22 protein-coding genes and 2 pseudogenes are annotated in these 19,957 nt (G+C 40.8%); 17 read left to right on the top strand and 7 right to left on the bottom strand.

The window, feature by feature from the left end; genetic code table 11:
- Nucleotides 1-37 precede the first annotated feature (37 nt).
- The 3 genes from AC4CU3_RS04425 to AC4CU3_RS04415 form a co-directional block, all read right to left on the bottom strand.
- On the bottom strand, nt 38-217 hold the full coding sequence (locus AC4CU3_RS04425; RefSeq protein ID WP_279044698.1) for a hypothetical protein: 180 nt from the start codon (nt 215-217) through the stop codon (nt 38-40).
- A 191-nt stretch (nt 218-408) separates the two neighbouring features.
- Nucleotides 409-579 (bottom strand): hypothetical protein, encoded by a 171-nt coding sequence (locus AC4CU3_RS04420; protein ID WP_279044696.1) that lies wholly within the window; start codon nt 577-579, stop codon nt 409-411.
- A gap of 197 nt (nt 580-776) precedes the next feature.
- Complete coding sequence (locus tag AC4CU3_RS04415) at nt 777-1,445, bottom strand: GntR family transcriptional regulator (protein ID WP_279044693.1); 669 nt, start codon at nt 1,443-1,445, stop codon at nt 777-779.
- A gap of 136 nt (nt 1,446-1,581) precedes the next feature.
- On the opposite strand from AC4CU3_RS04415, the gene madL reads away from it, so the two are divergent.
- The 9 genes from madL (at nt 1,582) to AC4CU3_RS04370 (ending at nt 8,853) form a co-directional block, all read left to right on the top strand.
- Nucleotides 1,582-1,983, top strand: a complete 402-nt coding sequence (gene madL / locus AC4CU3_RS04410) for a malonate transporter subunit MadL (protein WP_104500039.1) — start codon at nt 1,582-1,584, stop codon at nt 1,981-1,983.
- Between the two features lie 63 nt (nt 1,984-2,046).
- Nucleotides 2,047-2,808, top strand: a complete 762-nt coding sequence (gene madM, locus AC4CU3_RS04405; protein WP_004981504.1) for a malonate transporter subunit MadM — start codon at nt 2,047-2,049, stop codon at nt 2,806-2,808.
- A gap of 21 nt (nt 2,809-2,829) precedes the next feature.
- Nucleotides 2,830-4,485 (top strand): malonate decarboxylase subunit alpha, encoded by a 1,656-nt coding sequence (mdcA, locus tag AC4CU3_RS04400; RefSeq protein ID WP_259234311.1) that lies wholly within the window; start codon nt 2,830-2,832, stop codon nt 4,483-4,485.
- Nucleotides 4,486-4,490: 5 nt separating this feature from the next.
- The gene (gene mdcC / locus AC4CU3_RS04395) at nt 4,491-4,799 is read left to right on the top strand and encodes a malonate decarboxylase acyl carrier protein (RefSeq protein ID WP_016166424.1); all 309 of its coding nucleotides are present in this window, start codon (nt 4,491-4,493) and stop codon (nt 4,797-4,799) included.
- 3 nt (nt 4,800-4,802) lie between these two features.
- On the top strand, nt 4,803-5,690 hold the full coding sequence (locus AC4CU3_RS04390; RefSeq protein WP_348924626.1) for a biotin-independent malonate decarboxylase subunit beta: 888 nt from the start codon (nt 4,803-4,805) through the stop codon (nt 5,688-5,690).
- A 4-nt stretch (nt 5,691-5,694) separates the two neighbouring features.
- The gene (gene mdcE, locus AC4CU3_RS04385) at nt 5,695-6,411 is read left to right on the top strand and encodes a biotin-independent malonate decarboxylase subunit gamma (RefSeq protein WP_234951290.1); all 717 of its coding nucleotides are present in this window, start codon (nt 5,695-5,697) and stop codon (nt 6,409-6,411) included.
- 10 nt (nt 6,412-6,421) lie between these two features.
- Entirely contained in the window at nt 6,422-7,102 is a 681-nt protein-coding gene (mdcG, locus tag AC4CU3_RS04380) for a malonate decarboxylase holo-[acyl-carrier-protein] synthase (RefSeq protein ID WP_279044678.1), read from the top strand.
- The gene (gene mdcB, locus AC4CU3_RS04375; protein ID WP_279044675.1) at nt 7,080-7,958 is read left to right on the top strand and encodes a triphosphoribosyl-dephospho-CoA synthase MdcB; all 879 of its coding nucleotides are present in this window, start codon (nt 7,080-7,082) and stop codon (nt 7,956-7,958) included. The genes mdcG and mdcB overlap by 23 nt, the downstream gene beginning before the upstream one ends.
- Entirely contained in the window at nt 7,936-8,853 is a 918-nt protein-coding gene (locus AC4CU3_RS04370; protein ID WP_279044672.1) for an acyltransferase domain-containing protein, read from the top strand. The genes mdcB and AC4CU3_RS04370 overlap by 23 nt, the downstream gene beginning before the upstream one ends.
- Nucleotides 8,854-8,930: 77 nt before the next feature.
- Here AC4CU3_RS04370 and AC4CU3_RS04365 read toward each other — a convergent pair whose 3' ends face one another.
- Together AC4CU3_RS04365 and AC4CU3_RS04360 are read right to left on the bottom strand one after the other, a co-directional pair.
- Nucleotides 8,931-9,665: a Fic family protein gene (locus tag AC4CU3_RS04365; RefSeq protein WP_279044671.1), complete on the bottom strand. Its 735-nt coding sequence runs from the start codon at nt 9,663-9,665 to the stop codon at nt 8,931-8,933.
- A gap of 162 nt (nt 9,666-9,827) precedes the next feature.
- Nucleotides 9,828-10,505 (bottom strand): cupin domain-containing protein, encoded by a 678-nt coding sequence (locus AC4CU3_RS04360; protein ID WP_279044669.1) that lies wholly within the window; start codon nt 10,503-10,505, stop codon nt 9,828-9,830.
- Nucleotides 10,506-10,704: 199 nt separating this feature from the next.
- On the opposite strand from AC4CU3_RS04360, the gene AC4CU3_RS04355 reads away from it, so the two are divergent.
- From AC4CU3_RS04355 to AC4CU3_RS04320, 8 genes and pseudogenes are all read left to right on the top strand, one after another.
- Complete coding sequence (locus tag AC4CU3_RS04355) at nt 10,705-11,697, top strand: Fic family protein (RefSeq protein WP_129716578.1); 993 nt, start codon at nt 10,705-10,707, stop codon at nt 11,695-11,697.
- 442 nt (nt 11,698-12,139) lie between these two features.
- Nucleotides 12,140-13,384, top strand: a complete 1,245-nt coding sequence (locus AC4CU3_RS04350; protein WP_279044665.1) for a tyrosine-type recombinase/integrase — start codon at nt 12,140-12,142, stop codon at nt 13,382-13,384.
- A complete protein-coding gene (locus AC4CU3_RS04345) occupies nt 13,377-14,117 on the top strand; it encodes a hypothetical protein (RefSeq protein WP_279044663.1) in 741 nt (246 codons plus the stop codon). The genes AC4CU3_RS04350 and AC4CU3_RS04345 overlap by 8 nt, the downstream gene beginning before the upstream one ends.
- A gap of 72 nt (nt 14,118-14,189) precedes the next feature.
- Entirely contained in the window at nt 14,190-14,426 is a 237-nt protein-coding gene (locus AC4CU3_RS04340; protein ID WP_279044660.1) for a transcriptional regulator, read from the top strand.
- Between the two features lie 11 nt (nt 14,427-14,437).
- Nucleotides 14,438-14,674 (top strand): hypothetical protein, encoded by a 237-nt coding sequence (locus AC4CU3_RS04335; RefSeq protein ID WP_279044657.1) that lies wholly within the window; start codon nt 14,438-14,440, stop codon nt 14,672-14,674.
- A gap of 84 nt (nt 14,675-14,758) precedes the next feature.
- A complete protein-coding gene (locus AC4CU3_RS04330) occupies nt 14,759-15,973 on the top strand; it encodes a hypothetical protein (protein ID WP_279044654.1) in 1,215 nt (404 codons plus the stop codon).
- 918 nt (nt 15,974-16,891) lie between these two features.
- The gene (locus AC4CU3_RS04325) at nt 16,892-17,326 is read left to right on the top strand and encodes a hypothetical protein (protein WP_279044652.1); all 435 of its coding nucleotides are present in this window, start codon (nt 16,892-16,894) and stop codon (nt 17,324-17,326) included.
- 175 nt (nt 17,327-17,501) lie between these two features.
- Nucleotides 17,502-18,433: pseudogene (locus tag AC4CU3_RS04320) on the top strand (IS5 family transposase).
- A 165-nt stretch (nt 18,434-18,598) separates the two neighbouring features.
- Here AC4CU3_RS04320 and AC4CU3_RS04315 read toward each other — a convergent pair.
- Nucleotides 18,599-18,883, bottom strand: coding sequence for a putative quinol monooxygenase (locus tag AC4CU3_RS04315; protein WP_004647742.1), 285 nt, complete (start codon nt 18,881-18,883; stop codon nt 18,599-18,601).
- Nucleotides 18,884-18,903: 20 nt separating this feature from the next.
- Nucleotides 18,904-19,903: pseudogene (locus tag AC4CU3_RS04310) on the bottom strand (zinc-binding alcohol dehydrogenase family protein).
- Between the last annotated feature and the right edge of the window lie 54 nt (nt 19,904-19,957).

Here is a 19,957-nt window from a genome sequence, read left to right as displayed (position 1 = left end):
AGTAATTATGCGTAGCTTTTTCAACGATCCACTTCAGCTAGTCTACCTCAGCTTTAAAGCCCTGAAGCTTAATGGGGGACCCTGTACTGATTTGTGGTACACCATACGCTAAATTGATGCTGAATTTCGCCATTTGGCGCTTAATCTCAGCCATCTTCGCAGCACTCACACGTTCAGCTTCGGCTTTGTTGGTAAATGTCCCTTTTAAGTGTTTCACCTTGCCTTTCTCACCAGTGATAACCTTTTCACGTTTGGCTTTACCAGTGACATGGTAGCTTGTAGATACACCCGTATAGTCTGAGTCACGGTCTTGCTTTGAATAACGGAATTGGTCGCCATTTTTACGGGTAATGGTGATTAATGGTAAATCTTTACCAGAAGCAGTTTTTGCGGTACCAGCTTTAAAAATTAGTAAACGATCTTTTTAATCACCATTTCAGCGTCATTTTGCTTTGAGATCCGAACAAGTAGATTGAGATCTGATTCATTAGTCTGGTCGATATGCTGAAGGTCGATCTTCTTTAGATCATCGGCCATGACTAAAGTTAAGTATTGACGTTTCTTGCGTCCTGTGGCCATAGTATTGTTTGCGAATTGCCTTGGTTATTAAAAGTTTATAAAGGAAGGGTAAAATTGGGTATAAATCCAGATTGAATTTTAAGCTAATGCTAAGTTTTTAATGGATATTTATTCCGAGTTAAACTGACACCATCTCAGAAGAGAGGCGGCATAAATATTATTACTAGAAAATCCAAATCTGATGCCGCCATAGATATTTATAATTTTAAATGTTCTAAGGTTGAAATAAAGTCCGTAAATTTCTCACCTTGAATCACCACATGCGCTTTCAGCAAAGCCTCAGCTTCTTGTTCATCCCCTGCAAAAATGGCCTCTAAAATTGCGCTATGTTCTGAAAATGAATGATTCATTCGATGGTTAACGCGGAGTTGTAGGCGACGGTACGGGTGCAAACGTTTGTGTAAAGTACAGGCTTGTTCAATTAAAAAGGCATTATGACTGGCTTGATAAATGGCAAAGTGAAATAAACGGTTGGCCTCATAATAATTTTCTGAATCGTTCTGATTTAAATAGTCCTGACATAACTGATGTAAGCGCTGTAATTCTTGCTTTTCTTCAGGTTGAATGCGCCGTGCTGCTAAACGTCCACACATGGCTTCTAATTCAGCCATCACCTCGAACATTTCACAAAGGGTAAGTGAATTAATGGCTGGAATAATTGCACCACGACGTGGGCGAATTTCAACCAAACCTTCAGCGGCCAATAGCTTTAATGCCTCACGAATCGGGGTGCGTGAAGCACCATAGCGTTCGCAAAGCTCTTGTTCATCTAGCTTAGTCCCAGGTAGAAAAAAGCCATAAATAATATCATCCTCTAACTTTTTACTAATTTGAATAGAAAGAGGAAGTTCCGCAATTGAAGTCATACATCACCAAAAATTGTATACAATTTATGTTTATTTGAGTACAAAGCATTGTACGCTGGATACAGATAAGCTATAACTATAGCAAATTATAAGTCAGATTATTAGAAGCGCTGCATGATCCAGGGAGGATTCAGCAATGATTATTTACGGAACAGCCATATTGGCAGTCTGCCATTTACTTGGTGTTTATCTAGGCAATGCCCTCGGGATTGCTCTTGGTGTGCAAGCCAATGTAGGTGGTGTGGCCATCGCCATGATTTTATTAATTCTATCGAAGGAACTGTTAGCGAAACGTGGGCACTTACCGCAAGTGACTCAATTTGGTGTGTTGTACTGGTCAGGTATGTATATCCCGATTGTGGTTGCCATGTCGGCAGGCCAAAACGTAGTTGCTGCTATGTCGGGCGGGATGTTGGGGCTTGTTGTTTCGGTTGCCTCGCTTATCGGTACGGTATTGGTGATTCGTTGGTTGAATAAATCCAGTGGTGACTACGAAAGCTACGAATGGGCTGTAGAGCCGACTGAAAAAACCGCTTAAGGACAAGGGTGTTGTCTTAACACGAAATAACAATCAGTTATACGGTTACAAGGAAGAAACGCAATGGAAGAAATAATTACGGTTTTTACCAAAAATGCCCTCGTCGCGGCGCTCGCAGTGACTGGTTTGATGATGTATGTGTCGCATCTTTTGTCGAAATACCTCACCAAAGGGAAGTTACAAAGCTCAGCCATCGCCATCACTATGGGGCTAGTCTTGGCATATTTTGCAGGGATTTATACTCAAGGTGAAAAGGGCATTTCAGATATCGCCATTTTTTCAGGTTTTGCTTTACTCGGTGGCGCCATGATTCGTGACTTGGCCATTGCATCAACAGCGTTTGAAGTTGACGTCAAAGAAGTGAAAAAAGCAGGAAAGGTGGGTTTGATCGCACTTGCACTTGGCTGCGTGATTCCGTTTGTGATTGGTGCAATGGTGGCGTGGTTGATGGGCTATAAAGACCCCGTTTCGATGACCACGATTGGCGCAGGTGCGATGACTTATATCGTTGGACCAGTAACGGGTTCTGCCATTGGTGCAAGCTCAGAAGTGATTGCATTATCGATTGCAATTGGCTTAATTAAGTCAGTGTTCTTTATGGTGGGTACACCAATCTTTGCAAAATTTATGTATCTCAAAAGTCCACGTTCTGCCATGGTTTTTGGTGGAATGGCGGGAACGACCAGTGGTACAGCAGCAGGTTTGGCAGGAACTGATGTGCGTTTAGTACCCTATGGCGCATTGGTCGCAACCTTTTATACAGGTCTTGGTTGCTTACTTGGACCCTCTGTATTTTTTCTCACAATTAATGCCATCTTCGGCTAAGCACAGCATAAAGGTGACCCCATGAACCAAATGGTTAAGACGCGCTTATGGGATAAGCAGCGCACCCGTAGACAAGAAAAGTTGAATCTAGCCAAAGAAAAAGGCTTTGCAAAACAAGTTGAGCATGCTCGGGTGATTGAACTTTTGGAAACGGTAATTTCCAGTGGTGATCGCGTTTGTTTAGAAGGTAATAACCAAAAGCAGGCCGACTTTTTGTCAAAGAGTTTAAGTCAGTGTAATCCAGAGGTGGTTCATGACTTACATATCGTGCAGTCGGTATTGGCTTTACCCAGTCATATTGATGTCTTTGAAAAAGGCATTGCTTCTAAGGTCGATTTTTCCTTTGCAGGCCCACAAAGTTTACGTCTAGCACAATTGGTTCAGCAGCAAAAAATTAGTATTGGTTCGATCCATACTTACCTCGAGCTGTATGGGCGTTACTTTATCGATTTGACGCCAAATGTCTGCCTGATTACGGCACATGCGGCTGACCGTGAGGGCAACCTTTATACAGGTGCGAATACCGAAGATACGCCCGCGATTATTGAAGCCACTGCATTTAAAAGCGGCATTGTGATTGTGCAGGTCAATGAAATTGTCGATAAGTTACCGCGTGTCGATGTACCCGCGGATTGGGTCGATTTTTATATCGAAAGTCCCAAGCACAACTATATAGAACCGTTGTTTACCCGTGATCCTGCACAAATTACCGAAGTGCAAATTTTAATGGCGATGATGGTCATTAAAGGCATCTATGCGCCTTACCAAATTCAACGTTTAAATCATGGTATTGGTTTTGATACTGCGGCGATTGAATTGTTACTGCCTACGTATGGGGCATCCTTAGGACTAAAGGGACAGATTTGTACCAATTGGGCTTTGAATCCGCACCCAACTTTAATTCCAGCGATTGAAAGTGGATTTGTCGAATCGATCCATAGCTTTGGTTCTGAAGTGGGGATGGAAGATTATATTAAAGAACGTCCAGATGTGTTCTTTACGGGTAGTGACGGTAGCATGCGTTCCAATCGTGCTTTTAGTCAAACTGCGGGTTTATACGCTTGTGATCTGTTCATTGGTTCGACTTTACAGATTGATTTACAAGGCAACAGTTCTACGGCAACTGTAGACCGTATTTCTGGTTTTGGTGGTGCACCAAATATGGGTTCTGATCCGCATGGACGCCGTCATGCCAGTTATGCCTATACCAAAGCAGGTCGTGAAGCAGTCGATGGCAAACTGATTAAAGGTCGCAAACTGGTAGTGCAACTGGTCGAAACGTACCGTGAACATATGCATCCTGTTTTTGTTGAAGAGTTAGATGCGTGGCAGTTGCAGGACAAAATGGAGAGTGAACTCCCGCCCATCATGATTTATGGCGAAGACGTCACACACATTGTGACGGAAGAAGGTATTGCTAACTTGCTGTTATGTCGTACTCCAGAAGAACGAGAACAAGCCATCCGTGGTGTGGCTGGTTATACCCCAGTGGGGATGCAGCGTGATGAGGCCAAAGTGGAAGAGTTACGCCAGCGAGGCATTATTCAACGTCCAGAAGATTTGGGTATCGATCCAACACAGGTCAGTCGTGATTTGTTGGCGGCAAAATCGGTGAAAGATTTAGTTAAATGGTCGGGTGGTTTATATAGTCCCCCAAGTCGCTTTAGAAATTGGTGATCGACATGGAAAAGTTAAAATTTGAATTACAATCAGCACCGCTGAGCGCTGAACAAGCGGCTGTTATTTGTGGTGTCGTTGGTTCTGGAAATTTAGAAGTTCTGGTTTCACAGCATGATCAAGCGGATATTTGTCAGATTGAAGTCACGACATCAGCCGTCGGTTTTCAACATGTTTGGCAGTCTGTGCTGAATGAGTTTGCACAACGTCATGCAGTAGCAGGGCTTAAATTTCAGTTAAATGATATGGGCGCGACCCCAGCGGTGGTGAATCTACGCTTAAGCCAAGCAATATCTATGTTTAAGGGAGTATAGAACATGGATCAAGTGATGCTCAAAAACAGTTTTTATGAAAAAACCGCACGTGCGCGTATTCAAGCAGTTGTGGATGCTCAGAGTTTTAAAGAAATCTTAAAGCCAACGGAGGTGGAGGTTAGCCCGCACCTGTCTGCTTTGGATATTCCAGGTAGTTTTGATGATGGCGTGATTATTGGTACAGCGCGTGTAAACGGAACACCAGTACATATTATGGCGCAAGAAGGTCAGTTTATGGGCGGGTCTGTGGGTGAAATCCACGGGGCGAAAATTGTCGGTCTCTTACATAAAGCCATTCAAGATCAAGCGCAAGCAGTACTGTTTTTTGTCGACTCAGGCGGCGTGCGTCTGCATGAAGCCAATGCCGGTCTCATCGCCATTTCCGAAATTATGCGCGCCATGTTGCAGGTAAGAAATGCGGGGATTCCGATTATTACGGTGATTGGCGGCACCTGTGGCGCCTTTGGTGGTATGGGTATCAGCGCATGTTTGAGTAGTGCCATCATCATGACGGAAGAAGGGCGTTTGGCACTGTCTGGGCCAGAAGTGATTGAAACAGTGAAAGGCGTCGAAGAGTTTGACTCGAAAGATCGTGCTTTGGTTTGGCGTGTCACAGGCGGGAAACATCGTTATTTACTCAATCATGTACAGGCTTTGGTTGAGGATGATATTGCCGATATTCGTGATGCGATTTTAACGCAGCTAGATGCTAAGGCAGCTCCTTTAGACTTAGAACAATTATTGCAACAGCAGCAACAGCTTGAGCAGCAGTACCAACGCTGGTTTGGTAAAAATGATGGTTTACAGATTTGGCATGACATGGGAATTTTACAGCCAGAAAAAATTCCGATGCTGTCTGCCCATGAAGTTGTGTTGTTAAAGCAAGGATGAGCTCATGAATACAGAATTACTTTTACAACAGTTGTTTCCGCGTCAACTGGATTATCAGATCGAAGGTTATGTGATTAAGGGCAATGCGCAGACAGACGCAGGTCCAGTACGGATTTTGGGTACAGTTAATGCAGCACCCATCAATCAAGACATTGCCATTCAATTATCCTCAGAAATTTTGAAATTGGTACAACAAGGCAATAAAACTCCCGTGGTCTTTATTGTGGATACGCAAGGCCAAGATCTTTCCCGTGCCGATGAGTTACTGTGCTTAAACCGTACCTTCGCGCATTTGGCGTCTTGTGTAGATCTATTACGCCGTAGTGGACATGCCAACCTTGCGATTATTTTCGGTCAAGCGGTTAGTGGCGGCTTTCTCTCTTATGGACTCATGGCAAACGAAGTTTATGCACTCAGTGATTCGCAAGTGAAAGTCATGGACTTAAACGCGATGGCACGGGTCACTAAAATTCCAGTCGAAAAGTTAAAAGAGTTGTCGCAAAGCTCAGCCATCTTTGCCCCAGGGGCAGAAAACTTTTACAAAATGGGCGCAATCAATGCCATTTGGCCAGATTTGGAGACAGACTGGGTCAGCCAAGCACTGTTAAATCAACAACAACATCTTGAAGCTTATCGGACAGATCAACGCCGTGTGGTGGGGCAGCAACGTCAAGGGCGTGTGCTGTGTAATACTATTATTGAGAAAGTTGTCCACAGTTAAGGAAGCAGATATGGATCGTCATGACTTAGCTTATCTTCGTGATTCAGCAACCTTACATTTTTTAGATGTTTCTTTACCAGAAACAGTGAAACACAAGGTGTATCAGCTGCTGAGCCAATATATTCCAATGACCGTTTGTCGGCAGGACGATATGGATGTGGGACAAGTGAAGCTGGCGATCAACTGCTTGGTTGAGGGCTATAAATATCGTGTGGCGTGCTTAGTAGAGAAACACGAGATCAAGCAGATTACTCGACCGCTTTCTCTACAGGCTTTGTTAGAAACTGACTCGCAGATCTTACAAGCTAAAGTGCTGAGTGATTTTGCAGATAACTTAGAACAATTGGGCTGCAAAGTATATGTTTATGGTTCCTATGCCTATCAGTCTCTTACGCAGGAGGCTTATGTCAGGCCGACTTCAGACTTAGATCTGTTGTTGTATCCACAGCATCAACATGATGTACCAGAAATTTTACAGTTCATTCAACAAGTCCAAACCCAGAGTTCTATGCGCTTGGATGGCGAGATTCAAATACATCCAGACTGGCATGTGTCATTTAATGAATTAATTGCTGTTTTTCCTGAAATGAACCAGCAAGTGATCGTCAAAGGAATTCAGCGTGTCGAGATGCTGAGATTAGAACAATTATTCGAAGGGAAGCTTGAATATGCAAATGCTACAACCACATGAAGTTTTATGTCCAAGCATTATCGCTACTGCTGAAACATTAGACCGTTTGGCATGTATGGCGTTATTAGATGAAGCCAGTTTAGAGCATAAGCCTGGTTTGGTTTGTCCAAGTTCGCAGGGCAGTCATCGTGACATGGACTTTAGCTTGTTCAAATGTAGTGTGGATGCTTTACAGGGCTATTTTCAGGCGCAATGTTTAAATGGGTATCGCGATGCCGATTTTGAAGAGATTCGACAATGTGGCATTTTAGCTGAACAAAAAATGATGGCTGCAACTCAGCAGATTAATACCCATAAAGGGGCAGTTTTTAATTTGGGTTTTGCCAGTGCAGCAGTCGGGCAATGTCTAGCAACTGATAGTTCGTTGAATGCAGGCTCAATCAGTCAAAAAATTCAAAGCACTTGGCAGGATGAGCTGTTACATCATTTAGAGCGAAATCCCAACAGTCATGGGCAACGTATGCGGAGTCAATATGGCATCACTGGGGCGATTGAAGAAGTGGCTTCAGGTTTTAAAACGGTGATGGATGTTGCCTTGCCAACGTATATCGACATTTACACCAAAACGGCCAATGCACAGCAGGCTGCAATTCAGACTTTATTTAGTTTGATGGCCTATGTACAAGATACCAATATTGTTTGGCGCGGTGGTTTATCTGCCTTATATATTGTGCAGGATCTAGCCAAGCAGTTTTTGGCTCGTGGCGGTGTGTTACAACACAATTGGATGCAAGATGTGGCTAAAGTGGAAGATTATTTCGTTCAGCATCGCTTAAGTCCGGGAGGCAGTGCCGATTTATTGGGGGTGACTTTATTCATGCTGAAGGTGGAACATGAATTTTGCAATCATATTTAGTGGGCAAGGACTCCAAAGCTTAGCGCATGTGCAAGAGCTGCTGACTCTGGCTGGTGAGCTTCATGTATCAGATATTTTAAAGCAGCATTTGCCGAAGCTATTTTGTTCCGATTTAACCGAAGCGGATCTGTATCAGAATGAGTTCGCGCAGCCTTTTATTTTTGCTTTGCAATGGTGTCGTTGGCAAAAGTTAAAACCTGAGATTGAAGACCTTATGAGCTTCTCAGGTTATTCACTCGGAGAGTTAAGTGCACTCATTTGTGCAACACAAACTGGTTTGGAGCAAGGCCTGCATTTAGCCCAGCAGCGTGCCTCGTTGATGTCTTCAGCCACTCAGCACGCAAGTGGCTTAATGGCTATTCAGGGTATCAATCTCAATACGCTTGAACCGTTGTTGACGGAAACGGCAACCGCACTTTCCATCAAACTGAGTGATAGTAGTTTTGTTGTGGGTGGGGCTAATGCAAATTTACAGCAGCTGGCTCAGCAACTTGAATTGCGAGGAACACGTTTTGTTAAACGCTTGAATGTCACCATTGCATCGCATACCGTATGTATGAATGCAGCGGTTCAGCCCTATCAGCAGGTTTTACAGCAGCAAGACTTTGTTGGTTTATGCACGGCCATGATTAGTGGTTCAGGTGGGCATAAGTTTTTTAAGACTACAGATGCAGTGAATGCATTGATTCACCAAATGAATCATGCGATTGATTGGGATGCTTGTTTAAGTGCAATACAAGAAAATCAGCCTGATGTTGTCTTAGAAATTGGGCCGGGCAGCGCCTTAAGTAAAATGCTCTTGGAACGTAGTCCAAATTGTATTGTACGTGCGGTGGATGATTTTAAAAGTTGGTCTGGGTTCCAGGCATGGTTAGACAAACAGTCTAGGATGTAATTTAGAAAATGTGAAGATTAATTATGGATAGGTCTTTGTCTTGCAAATATATTTGAAATATTTATTTGGCCAAATCCTTAATTTAAATTCAAAATTACTTGATAGGGTTTAAATCCTTCGATTACTGCATCCGAAACCAATTGAATAAAAGCTTCGGTCTTCCCATATGCCATCCACTGATCCAAAGCCTCATAGTAAGCCAAGCGATTTTCAACAGTGATAACACAAGGCGGATAGCCAGCTTTTAATAATTCAAGATTCATCAATAGACGTGATGTACGCCCATTGCCATCAATGAATGGATGAATGCCAACAAAATCAGCATGTACTTTGGCTGCACGTTCAATTGGATGTAGTTTATGTGCTTCACTATTATACCAGTCTACGAATTGAGCCATCTTGTCATTTAATAACGTGTAATCAGGCGGGGTAGACGTAGCACCTGATATCAGGACATTTTGCTGACGATAACGTCCAGCATTATCATCATCAATATTCTTTAAGATAAGCTGATGGATATTACGAATTTGCCATTCAGAAAAAGACTCCTCTTTCCGAATAATATCTTCAACATAGTAAATCGCATTTCTATGATTGATCGCTTCGAAGTGTTCTCTTAATGCCTTTCCACCAACAGTAATACCTTCGAGTACTACTTTTGTTTCTAGCAGGGTGAGTGTATTACCTTCAATTGCATTGGAATGATAGGTCCAGCGGACAATAAGATCTTCTTGTAAATTTTTGACAATTGACGGAGAGAGAGGGCGATGTTGATCTAATTTTTTCTTTAAATCATCAATAGTTTCAAACATAACCTTATCCCTGAATTTGTCTTAGTCGATCATACATGAAAAAAGAAAGATCAGAAATGTAGTGATATATCATTACATTTTGTATGGGTTTTAAAAGTGGTAAGTGAACTGCTCCAAGTATTCTAGACACGAGACAGCTTCATTTTGGAAACACATTATTGTTCATTTCACCCACACATCTATGGCATGTTGTAGATGACCAGTTTTGACATAAAGCGTTGCGCCTGATGGACCTGCCTGAAATTTAGCAGCACTATTGAGGGGAAGACGGACCCACGAACCTGCTGGATATATTTCAGTGCCGCAAAATAATTGACCTTTAATAATGAACAATTCAATCCCTTGTTCTGATTTCTCTACGAAAATTTGATCAGGTTTTAGCTTTTCTAAATAGGTCTGCTCATGTTTCGATTGAAATAATGGGCATATTATCCGATGTTCGGTAAGCTTCCAATTCGCTGGATCATTGGTATTAATCCGGGTGGGTTCTCTCTCATGTTCAGTCATTTGCATCAGTTTCACAAAGATTAAACAACCTGCTTTACTGGAAACCCGATGAGTTGAATGATGGGGGTTACGTAAATACCAGCCTGCCGGATAATCATCTTCAGCATTCTCGGTAAAAATGCCTGACAATATGAGGACTTCTTCACCCAAAGGATGTTGATGTTCAGGAAAGGCAGATTCTGGTGCGTATTTCACAAGACTAGTTGCACGTGCTTTCTCATCGCCAATACGATCAAGCATCATTCTATCGACTTCACCTCCTGGAGATTTTACCCAATGGTAATCCTCTGGCTTGATGATGACGAGTTGTGAGAAGTCGGCATAAATAAACATAATGTTGTCCTGTAATGAAGAAACCTACGTATTTTAACGAGAATGCACAGGTTTATTTTAAAAGAAATAGCGATTAGTGAGCTCACTGTTTCAGAAAAGATAAGCATGTTAATAGCAGATATTACTCACTAAGCTATGAAATATTAATATTTTAGAGTTTAATCAACTGTGCTTTGTTTTTACATCAATGAGGAATGGCATGAAATATCAACCGCCTTATACGATCACCTCTAAAATTATTCACTTGATTGCACAAATTAGTGAATCAATAGGGCGTTTGACTGCATTAACTCAAATCCAAGATAGCCTTAAATTGCGAAAAGCCAATCGTATTCGAACGATTCAAGGGTCTTTAGCGATAGAAGGAAATACCTTGAGTACAGAGCAAATCACAGCGATTCTGAATGGCAAGACCATTATCGCTCCACCTAAAGAAGTTCAAGAGGTACGTAATGCCCTAAAGGCATATGAAGAAATTCAAGATTGGAATCCTGATCAAGAATCGCATTTGCTGAAAGCACATCAAATATTGATGACAGGACTGATTGATGAAATTGGACAGTATCGTCATGGCGGTGTTGGTGTGATGTCAGGGGATCGAGTCGTGCATATGGCTCCGCCTGCAAATCAAGTCCAGCGTTTAATGAGAGAGTTATTACAGTGGTTGGCTGAAGGTAATGAGCATCCATTAATTCAGAGTTCAGTATTTCATTATGAATTTGAGTTTATACATCCATTTGCTGATGGCAATGGGCGGATGGGGCGTTTATGGCAAACTTTAATCTTAAGCCAGTGGAATCCTATTTTTCTCAACATCCCTGTAGAAAGCTTGATTTATCAAAACCAAAAAGCTTATTACGATGCATTGCAAGCGAGCACAGATCGTTCAGATTCTGCACCTTTTATTGAGTTTATTTTGCAGATGATTCTAGATGCAATACTTAGTTCTGATGCCAGCGATCAAGATACCGCTCAAGCTAGCGTACAAGTTAGCGATCAAGTTAAACGTCTCATCCAGAATATGGAGCAGAAAGAATATAGCTTAACTGAGCTTATGGCTCTATTGGACTTGTCCCATCGAGCCACATTCCAAAAAAATTATTTAACTCCAGCATTAGAAGCAGGTGTGATTGAACGTACCCTTCCTGATAAGCCTAAGAGTCCTAAGCAAAAGTACAAATTAAAAAATTGAACTATACTGAGTTTGATGTGATTATTAATATCATAATGAGTTAATTGTAATGTTATAACATTGCATTTATTTTTAGGTGTAATTTTCTGCTATAATGCCGTACGTCACTTCAAATCCTGAATTCGGATTTGAACAAGATTTTAAAGTGATTCAATGCACTAAATCTAATCTGGGTCAAAATTGGGTCAATGAATTTTTTTATTCAATAAAATATATTTAGAATGAATGGGTTAGGATTTGAGCTCGATTGACGCCACCTCCACCAATTTTATAAATTCACATGACGTTAAATAACGACTTATGAATTGGAAAGCCCTGAATCTTAACGGATTCAGGGCTTTTTTATGTGTATTTATAAAGAATCATCAATAACTATAGTATTGCTTGCTGTGTATCACACCTTGTATCATTCGATAATTATTGAAACCACAGTGATACAAGAATGAAAAGGTCAGATATAAAAAAAAGACCACTTTCAGATACCGTTCTGGAAAACCTAGAATCAGAAGATAAAGATTATCGCGAGCTTGATGGCAATGGGCTTTATTTCTTTGTCAAAGCGAATGGTACTAAATCATGGCAATTGAGATTTAAAAAGCTAGATGGGAAATGGTCATGGTTAGGTATTGGCGGATATCCCTCAATCAAGGGAAAGCTAGCACGTAAGAAAGCACAGGAATTGCTAAATGACATCGGCAACGGTTTAAATCCAATTATCACAAAACAAGACCGTAAAGCGAAAGAACTTGAAGATAACACGGCGACATTTGAAGCTTTGGCCCGTGAGTGGTTAGACACTAAGCTCAATAAGTGGGTCGCGGATACGATGACTCGAAACAAAGGGGCATTAGAGAAGCATATTTTTCCCACATTCGGGAAGAAGTTATTTGCCTCCATTAGACCGATCGAATGGATGAATCACTTACAGGGAATACAGCAAAAGTTCAAAATTTACGAGCAAGTGAACCGCATTGCCGCGATGTGTAGAGATATTTACGACTATGCAAAAGTTACTGGGCGGATAGACTATAACCCCCTTGAAGGTATAGGTAAGTTTTTAGAGAAAGGCAAAAAAGAAAATATGGCTCATGTAAGTGAGAGGGAGTTGCCTGCCTTACTGCGGGCTATTAATGGCTACCCGACCTTAGACAGTCGAATAGGGTTACAGCTTTTAGCTATGTTGTTTTGTCGTCCTAGTGAGTTAAGAGAAGCGAAGTGGTATGAATTTGATTTAGAGCAGGGCCTTTGGAATATCCCCGCGGACCGTATGAAAAAACGCCGCGAGCATATTGTCCCATTACCGACTCAAGCGGTGCAATTACTTCGTAGCTTAAAGTTATTAAATGGTCAGTCTGATTACTTATTTCCAAGTAGAACAAATAATCATGCGCCCAAATCAGACACGGTATTCATTATGGCTTTGCGCCGCATGGGCTATCAAGGCAGGCAGACACCACATGGCTTTAGACATATTGCGAGTACATTGCTAAATAATCGTGGTTTTGATGAACGTCATATTGAGGCGGCTTTAGCCCATGTTAAAGACGGTGTAGCAGGGGTGTATAACAAGGCTCATTACTTGCCAGACCGTAAAAATATTATGCAGTGGTATGCAGATCATTTAGAGCAACTAGCAGATGACAGCGTGATTCAATTCAAGAAGACAGGGACTAATTTTCATGATTAATTATGCAGAGGCAATTGCCGAACTTCAAAAGCTAACAAAGCAAAAGTGTAATGAGTTCACTTTAATGCACTATGTCTCTAATGGTTATTTAGACATTTATATTAGGGGAAAATATGACATTTGCGAAGTGTTTGCACAGGGGTTCAAAGTAGATGGCGATTATCTTGCCAGAAAGATAGAAACTGAGTACAAGGGCTATCTCAAGGTAGGTATTGAGCCAACTAACACTCGTGAATTATGCAACGCATTGGTGGACGAGAGCATACCAATAGAGATTGTTTTAGTTATGAAGTGCGGTAAGGTCGGCGAGTATGTGCTACTTAAAAGTAAAATTAACGAAAATACGCACACAGTCGTTAAAAAGTTCCATGAAATAAAGGATCACGAATCAATTGAGTTAGCTTTGGTAGTTGCTGAACTTGGAGTAGGTAAAAAATTTACAAGGGGAGATTTTCTCTTTGACGAAGATCAAATTAAGTCAATTCCATCATTCCATCAGGCGCAAAATAAGGAAAATAAATTCTATGCACCCGAATTAGGGCTTGCTATAGAGTTGTGGGAAAAAATGTATCTTATTGAAAAAGGCGAACTACCAAGTGGAAAAACTAGGTCAACTTACATAGATTGGCAATTAGATAAACAGGAAATCGAAGCTAGCGGCTTAAAGAGGTTAAAAGAGCGAATGAGAGCAATTTTGAATCCGAACCCAAAAGCAAAAATAAAAACATCATGATTGATTAAAAAAACAACATTTGGTACTTACTGCCACTTTTATGGCAGTAAGTATTCTCCTGTATAAATATTCATGAAAACAGATAAACATGGATATTTCAAAATGCACCATATTACCCCGATCAGAATCCCCAAAAAAGAGGCTGCGAAGGCTCTTGGCTTGAGCGTTGACGGCTTAAATAAATTAATGCAAAAAGACCCTTCCTTTCCGAAGTTTTGCAAGATGGGCACATCAAAACAGGCGCATGTATATTTTGATTATGCAGAGCTTGTTCAGTGGCATAAGCAAACCATGTGTCTGGCTGTATAGGGAGAAGAAAAATGGAACATCTAACACAGCAAGCGGCTGAGTCACTTAAACTTTTAAGCCAAGAAGACATTAGCGAAATTGTGCTAAACATCATTGAGGAAAATGACGGAGTTTTTGCCCTTAACACAGAGGCGGGGATCAATAAAGCATGTCAGTACGCGGTTGACTTTTATGCAGCAGCAGGACACGAACTCAAACACGATGAAATTAAAATCGAGTTGGTTAAACAGATGAATACGTCAAAATAATTGGCGTAATCACGAGTTAAAAACAAACGCCGCTGCGGGTACGAATCACAGCGGCGTTAATCATTACGTTATGACGAGCTTAACATGAACGCAATTTACACCGCTGATTATATGGCTTCACTCACTTACGTCAATTCTAATTATGAAAGCGACGCTGAAACCCTCAACAAACTAAACAGCTTATATTGTGGTCGAGATGAATTGGCGAGCAAAGTGTTATCACTTGGTGGCAATGCCGCTGAGTTGTTAACGGCAAGACTAGACGCCGAGCTTGACCAATTACTATTAGAATCTTCAGCAGATGAAAGCAAAGTAATCACCGTACCGCCCACAGTATCGAATGAAGACCTAGAACAAATATTACAAGTTATGCATCAGCGTTATGCTGATAATGCAAAGTTAGCCCAGGCCTGGGAAGCGGAAATTTACAGCAACATACACAGCTATGATTTTGAGGCAATGGGCATCGAAATTAAACCTGTAATCGATTTTATTGTTTTGCAGTTTGAGGCGAATAAACCCACCACATACCAACAGATTAAAAAGCACTTAACCGAAAAGACAGGCGTCGGCTACTACGTTGAACCCGATCACAATGGATTAGAGCAGCAGTCAAACACATTTACTATTCGAGTGCATAACGTGAAGTCCAAGAAAGGATTAAATGCAGTTATCAAGCCCTTGGAGCATTACGGCGTAAAGCAAACGGACATTAAAGTAGCCCGCATAGAAGCCTCACTCGACTTCTATAACGCTAAAAGCAAAGGCTTGCTTACGGCGCTCTACAAATCATTGGCATACGTTAAAGACTCGACCAATCAGTGCGTATATAAAAAACAAGGCGAATTCCAAACGATCCCAACATCCCCTATTCACCTTTTAGAAAAACTAGAAGATGGTTATTGTATCGGCGTAAATCCTAAAGACTCACCCGTCTATTATCGATCATATTACAAGACGACAGACCGCCGTCTAAACCTCAATAAGAGTGAGTATAGGGTAAGAACAGAGGTCAATTGCGCTGTGTCGGAGCTTGGAGTTGATAATGGCCTAGGCAACTTGCCTGAGATAATTCAATGTGCCTTTAATCATTTGAAGTTCACTAAGCAAAGTAACAAAGCAACCGAGCAAGACAAGAAGCTCTATATGGAGTCCGTGGGCACGTTTGGAAAGCGGAATGATGCACACTACAGTAACAGCCGCCATAAACGCACCCTTGATGAATTACTGATCAAACATGCTGAGTTAAACAGCTTGCTGAGTAAGTGTGTGAGTAACTTAAAGCGCAACTTCAAGTAGAGTAACTTCGCCATAATAACTCAATTTTATGGTAGACAGACTTCGCAATAATTACTCACTTTTTAGATTGAGCATTTTTCGCAATAATTACTCACTTTTTTTTAAAGCTCGAACGTCTGAATCCCACACCGCAGTAAGTCTACAAGGTGATTTTGCGGTGTTTGTCTGCCTATTAACTTATAGGGCATATACACCACTTAATATTTAAACAAGAATTTACCCAACAAGCGGGAATAATATTTAACAGTGAGAGGAAGTTCGCGAAGCGAACTGACGAACCAATAAAAAGGAATGGAGTATTAAAAAAATAGCGAAATTTATTTAACTCAAATCTATCCTTATTTTTATCGAGAAAAACAATCAAAATTATAAATAAATTGGTTAAAAAATCATCATGTTAAGTTACCGCTTATCTCGGTTTTTCCAATAACATCGGTTTAGAACAATTTATAACCACCCATAATAAACCGAGGAAAAAATCATGAAAGTAGAAACCCTAACGGAAGAACAATTTCTAAACCTTGCTGACTCAGCAACACAAGAAACTTTCACAAACTTAACATCGATGGCCGTTCTAAAAAATAGAAAACGGAATGATCATACAAAATGTAAGCGGTGAGTATTTGCTCATCAGTGAGTAAGGCGCAATCATAAAAAAGTACAATGAGCGAAGTCTTAGAGAATTAGCTCATTGTGCTGTGTATAGCGTGTGTCGTGCGCGGAGTATTTTTCGCCAATCCTTGTCTCAAGCCTTTATGCCCCTATTTTCCCTGTATTTGATTTTTTAGTGGTTAGCTGTAGGGTTTATTGTTCTTTTAAATTTAAACTCAATATAGAGCAAACCATGATCAAATAGAGCATATATGCGGTCATATTTAAGGCATTATTTTTAAAACAACAAACAAAGGCACTAAAAACATGAAAAAACTATCCCTTATCAGCTTCGTTACAATTGCAATGCTTAGCGGGTGCGCAACAACCCCAACGGCTTCAAGTAACGCTAAAGAAGTAAGCCCCGATAGAATGTATATAAAAGAAGAAAACCGCGTGAAGACAAGTGAACGCAACGCAAGCCTAACAATCATTAGAGATGGCGGGGCTTGGGGTGCAGCGTGTAATCATCGGGTATATGTGGATGGCAAAAAAGCATTTACCTTGAAGCCCAGTGAACATGCAACGGTTTATTTAAAGCCTCAAGAGTACGATGTGAAAGTTGATTTAGCCGCATCATCACTTTGCCCATACGCTCAAGTTGATGAAGTAATCAATTTAGAACCAAACCAACAGCGGACATTTCGAATTTCGTCTGTAATGTCGCTGAATTCGGCGCTAAAACTGACTGAGGTAAAATGACCCATTTGCAACTCAATAAAGGGTATCTTGTATCACTATGTGTATCACTGAGTAATTTAATTTTTCAAAACTTGTAAATAACAATGCCTTATTTATTGAGTTCAATTGTCGCCACCCCTAAGGCTTTGTTGCACAAACCTATCTGTAAAGGGTTTTTCAGCGATATAATTTTCAAATGAAGAAGCCTACACACAAAATCTACCGCACAACCAATTGGCCCGCATATAACCGAGCACTCATGAGTCGCGGAAATATTGCCATTTGGTTTGATCCTGCTACGCAATGGTATGCGCCATCAAAAGGCAAACAAGGGCGAAATCAAACCTACTCCGACGCAGCCATCCAATGCTGCTTAATGATTAAATCCTTATTCCGTCTGTCTTTACGTATGGTCACTGGCTTTGTGCAAAGTCTGATTAAACTTTGCGGATTAAATTGGATAGCTCCAGATTACACCACGCTTTGTAGAAGACAAAAGCATATTGATATTGTAATCAGCTACCAAAAAGTAGCGATGGACTGCATCTACTCATGGACTCTACAGGCATGAAGTTTCTAGGTGAGGGCGAATGGAAACGAAAGAAACATGGACCTGAATATCGTCGCCAATGGCGTAAACTACATATTGGTATAGATGCTAAAACCCTACAAATACGAGCAGTTTAGCTTACAACCAATAATGTCAGTGATTCACAGGTGCTTGGTGATTTACTTAATCAGATTCCACAAGATGAGCGGATTGACTCTGTTTATACCGATGGAGCTTATGACACCAAGCAATGCCGTCAGGTCATTGCAGATCGGCAAGGGCATGCGGTGATTCCACCTAGAAAAAATGCGAAACCATGGAAAGATACAAAGAGTAGCTCGCTAGAGCGAAATGAATTACTTCGAACAATTAAACGTTTAGGCAGGACACTATGGAAAAAATGGTCAGGCTATCATCGGCGAAGTTTGGTTGAAACTAAGATGCATTGCATCAAATTATTAGGAGATAAACTCAGTGCAAGGAGTTTTGATAGCCAAGTGAATGAGATCCATGCACGTGTAGCAGTCCTTAACAGATTTACGGAATTAGGTCGACCACTTACCCAAGTTACGCCTTAAATTTGGCTCAATTAGGGGTGCTTTGCATTTCAAATCTTTGTGCAACAAAGCCCTGAAAATGAAAAAAACCAGAAAAAATAGGAGCTTAGAGCTCCTATTTTTATGTTGGCTTTCTAAGTCTCTATGTTAATTTGAAGAATGCTTCATCATAATGTCCGAATACAGCTATATTTTTTTGATTTCTACAATATCACTTGATTCAATTAGCGATTGGATATTACCAAATAAACTTTGAATATAATCAGAGGCTATATGGATATCTAAATCCTCCCTGCTACGCCATTCTTCTAAGAAGAAATATCTACTCGAGTCATTTTCACTAATATAAAGCTCATATTTCAAGCATCCTTCTTCTTGAAGCGTAGGCTCTATTACACTTTTTAAAAGCGCTTCTAACGTCTCTTTTTGATCTGACTTTGCCTTAAAGTTTGCAATTACTGAAATAGTCATTATTTCACCTTTAATTTGTTTTAGAAGTTTTCTAGTACAATTTTGCCTTTTGATTTGCCTGATTCAAGCAACTTATGCGCCTTCTCCAAGTTTGCAGCGTTAATTTTTCCTAGATTTTGGTTGAGGGTACTTCTAATTTTTTGCTGGTCAACTAATTGGGCAACCTGTTGCAATAGATTACCTTGCTTTTCAATATCATCGGTTTCATACATTGAACGGGTGAACATCAACTCCCAATGGATAGAAATAGATTTAGTCTTAAACGGCATAATATCAAAGGTTTGTGGATCATCGATCAATCCAAGCTTGCCTTGTGGAGCAATCAGAGAAACTATTTGCTTGATATAGGTTTCTGTATGATTGGTAGAGAATACGTATTTTGGTATTTTCAATACCTAGTGTCTCGATTTGTGCATTTAAATCTTTGCTATGATCAATGACATGGTCGGCACCCAATGATTTCACCCAAGATTTGGTTTCTTCACGTGAAGCTGTTGCTATAACGGTCAGATTTGTTTTTGCTTTTAGGAGTTGGATAGCAATTGATCCTACACCGCCTGCACCACCAATAATTAAAATACTGCCAACTTCTGTTTCTGAAATTTGAAACCGATCAAACAGCATTTCCCATGCCGTTATTGCAGTTAATGGCAATGCTGCTGCTTCTGCATTAGATACTGTAATGGGTTTAAGACTGATAATTCGTTCATCGACTGCTTGAAACTCAGCATTACTACCATCTCGGGTTAAATCGCCAGCATACCAAACAGAATCTCCTACTTTAAACGAGGTAACTTTTGAGCCAACTTCAATAATTTCCCCAACGGCATCCCAACCTAAAATACGATTATTTGCTTCAGACGAATTTTTTCTCACTTTGGTATCAACTGGATTCACAGAGATTGCCTGAACTTTTACCAGTACATCACGCTCCTTAAGCGTAGGCTTCGCTTTTTCAATATCTACCAATGAATTTTTAAAATCATCATGGTTATTTATAACATACGATACGGCTTTCATAGATTTGTCCTCAACTTTAAAAAATATAGTAAAAATGGGAGCGAAGTGCTCCCA

It is taken from the genome of Acinetobacter sp. 802_lipA (assembly GCF_058242885.1).
Note: the sequence above shows the minus strand (reverse complement) of the source record. Positions and strands in the feature narration are given on the sequence as shown.

Excerpts from the sequence above, each read along its gene's own strand:
- AC4CU3_RS04420 (WP_279044696.1), bottom strand. The coding sequence starts at position 579 with ATGGCCACAGGACGCAAGAAACGTCAATACTTAACTTTAGTCATGGCC.
- AC4CU3_RS04415 (WP_279044693.1), bottom strand. The coding sequence starts at position 1,445 with ATGACTTCAATTGCGGAACTTCCTCTTTCTATTCAAATTAGTAAAAAG.
- madL (WP_104500039.1), top strand. The coding sequence starts at position 1,582 with ATGATTATTTACGGAACAGCCATATTGGCAGTCTGCCATTTACTTGGT.
- madM (WP_004981504.1), top strand. The coding sequence starts at position 2,047 with ATGGAAGAAATAATTACGGTTTTTACCAAAAATGCCCTCGTCGCGGCG.
- mdcA (WP_259234311.1), top strand. The coding sequence starts at position 2,830 with ATGAACCAAATGGTTAAGACGCGCTTATGGGATAAGCAGCGCACCCGT.
- mdcC (WP_016166424.1), top strand. The coding sequence starts at position 4,491 with ATGGAAAAGTTAAAATTTGAATTACAATCAGCACCGCTGAGCGCTGAA.
- AC4CU3_RS04390 (WP_348924626.1), top strand. The coding sequence starts at position 4,803 with ATGGATCAAGTGATGCTCAAAAACAGTTTTTATGAAAAAACCGCACGT.
- mdcE (WP_234951290.1), top strand. The coding sequence starts at position 5,695 with ATGAATACAGAATTACTTTTACAACAGTTGTTTCCGCGTCAACTGGAT.
- mdcG (WP_279044678.1), top strand. The coding sequence starts at position 6,422 with ATGGATCGTCATGACTTAGCTTATCTTCGTGATTCAGCAACCTTACAT.
- mdcB (WP_279044675.1), top strand. The coding sequence starts at position 7,080 with ATGCAAATGCTACAACCACATGAAGTTTTATGTCCAAGCATTATCGCT.
- AC4CU3_RS04370 (WP_279044672.1), top strand. The coding sequence starts at position 7,936 with ATGAATTTTGCAATCATATTTAGTGGGCAAGGACTCCAAAGCTTAGCG.
- AC4CU3_RS04365 (WP_279044671.1), bottom strand. The coding sequence starts at position 9,665 with ATGTTTGAAACTATTGATGATTTAAAGAAAAAATTAGATCAACATCGC.
- AC4CU3_RS04360 (WP_279044669.1), bottom strand. The coding sequence starts at position 10,505 with ATGTTTATTTATGCCGACTTCTCACAACTCGTCATCATCAAGCCAGAG.
- AC4CU3_RS04355 (WP_129716578.1), top strand. The coding sequence starts at position 10,705 with ATGAAATATCAACCGCCTTATACGATCACCTCTAAAATTATTCACTTG.
- AC4CU3_RS04350 (WP_279044665.1), top strand. The coding sequence starts at position 12,140 with ATGAAAAGGTCAGATATAAAAAAAAGACCACTTTCAGATACCGTTCTG.
- AC4CU3_RS04345 (WP_279044663.1), top strand. The coding sequence starts at position 13,377 with ATGATTAATTATGCAGAGGCAATTGCCGAACTTCAAAAGCTAACAAAG.
- AC4CU3_RS04340 (WP_279044660.1), top strand. The coding sequence starts at position 14,190 with ATGAAAACAGATAAACATGGATATTTCAAAATGCACCATATTACCCCG.
- AC4CU3_RS04335 (WP_279044657.1), top strand. The coding sequence starts at position 14,438 with ATGGAACATCTAACACAGCAAGCGGCTGAGTCACTTAAACTTTTAAGC.
- AC4CU3_RS04330 (WP_279044654.1), top strand. The coding sequence starts at position 14,759 with ATGAACGCAATTTACACCGCTGATTATATGGCTTCACTCACTTACGTC.
- AC4CU3_RS04325 (WP_279044652.1), top strand. The coding sequence starts at position 16,892 with ATGAAAAAACTATCCCTTATCAGCTTCGTTACAATTGCAATGCTTAGC.
- AC4CU3_RS04315 (WP_004647742.1), bottom strand. The coding sequence starts at position 18,883 with ATGACTATTTCAGTAATTGCAAACTTTAAGGCAAAGTCAGATCAAAAA.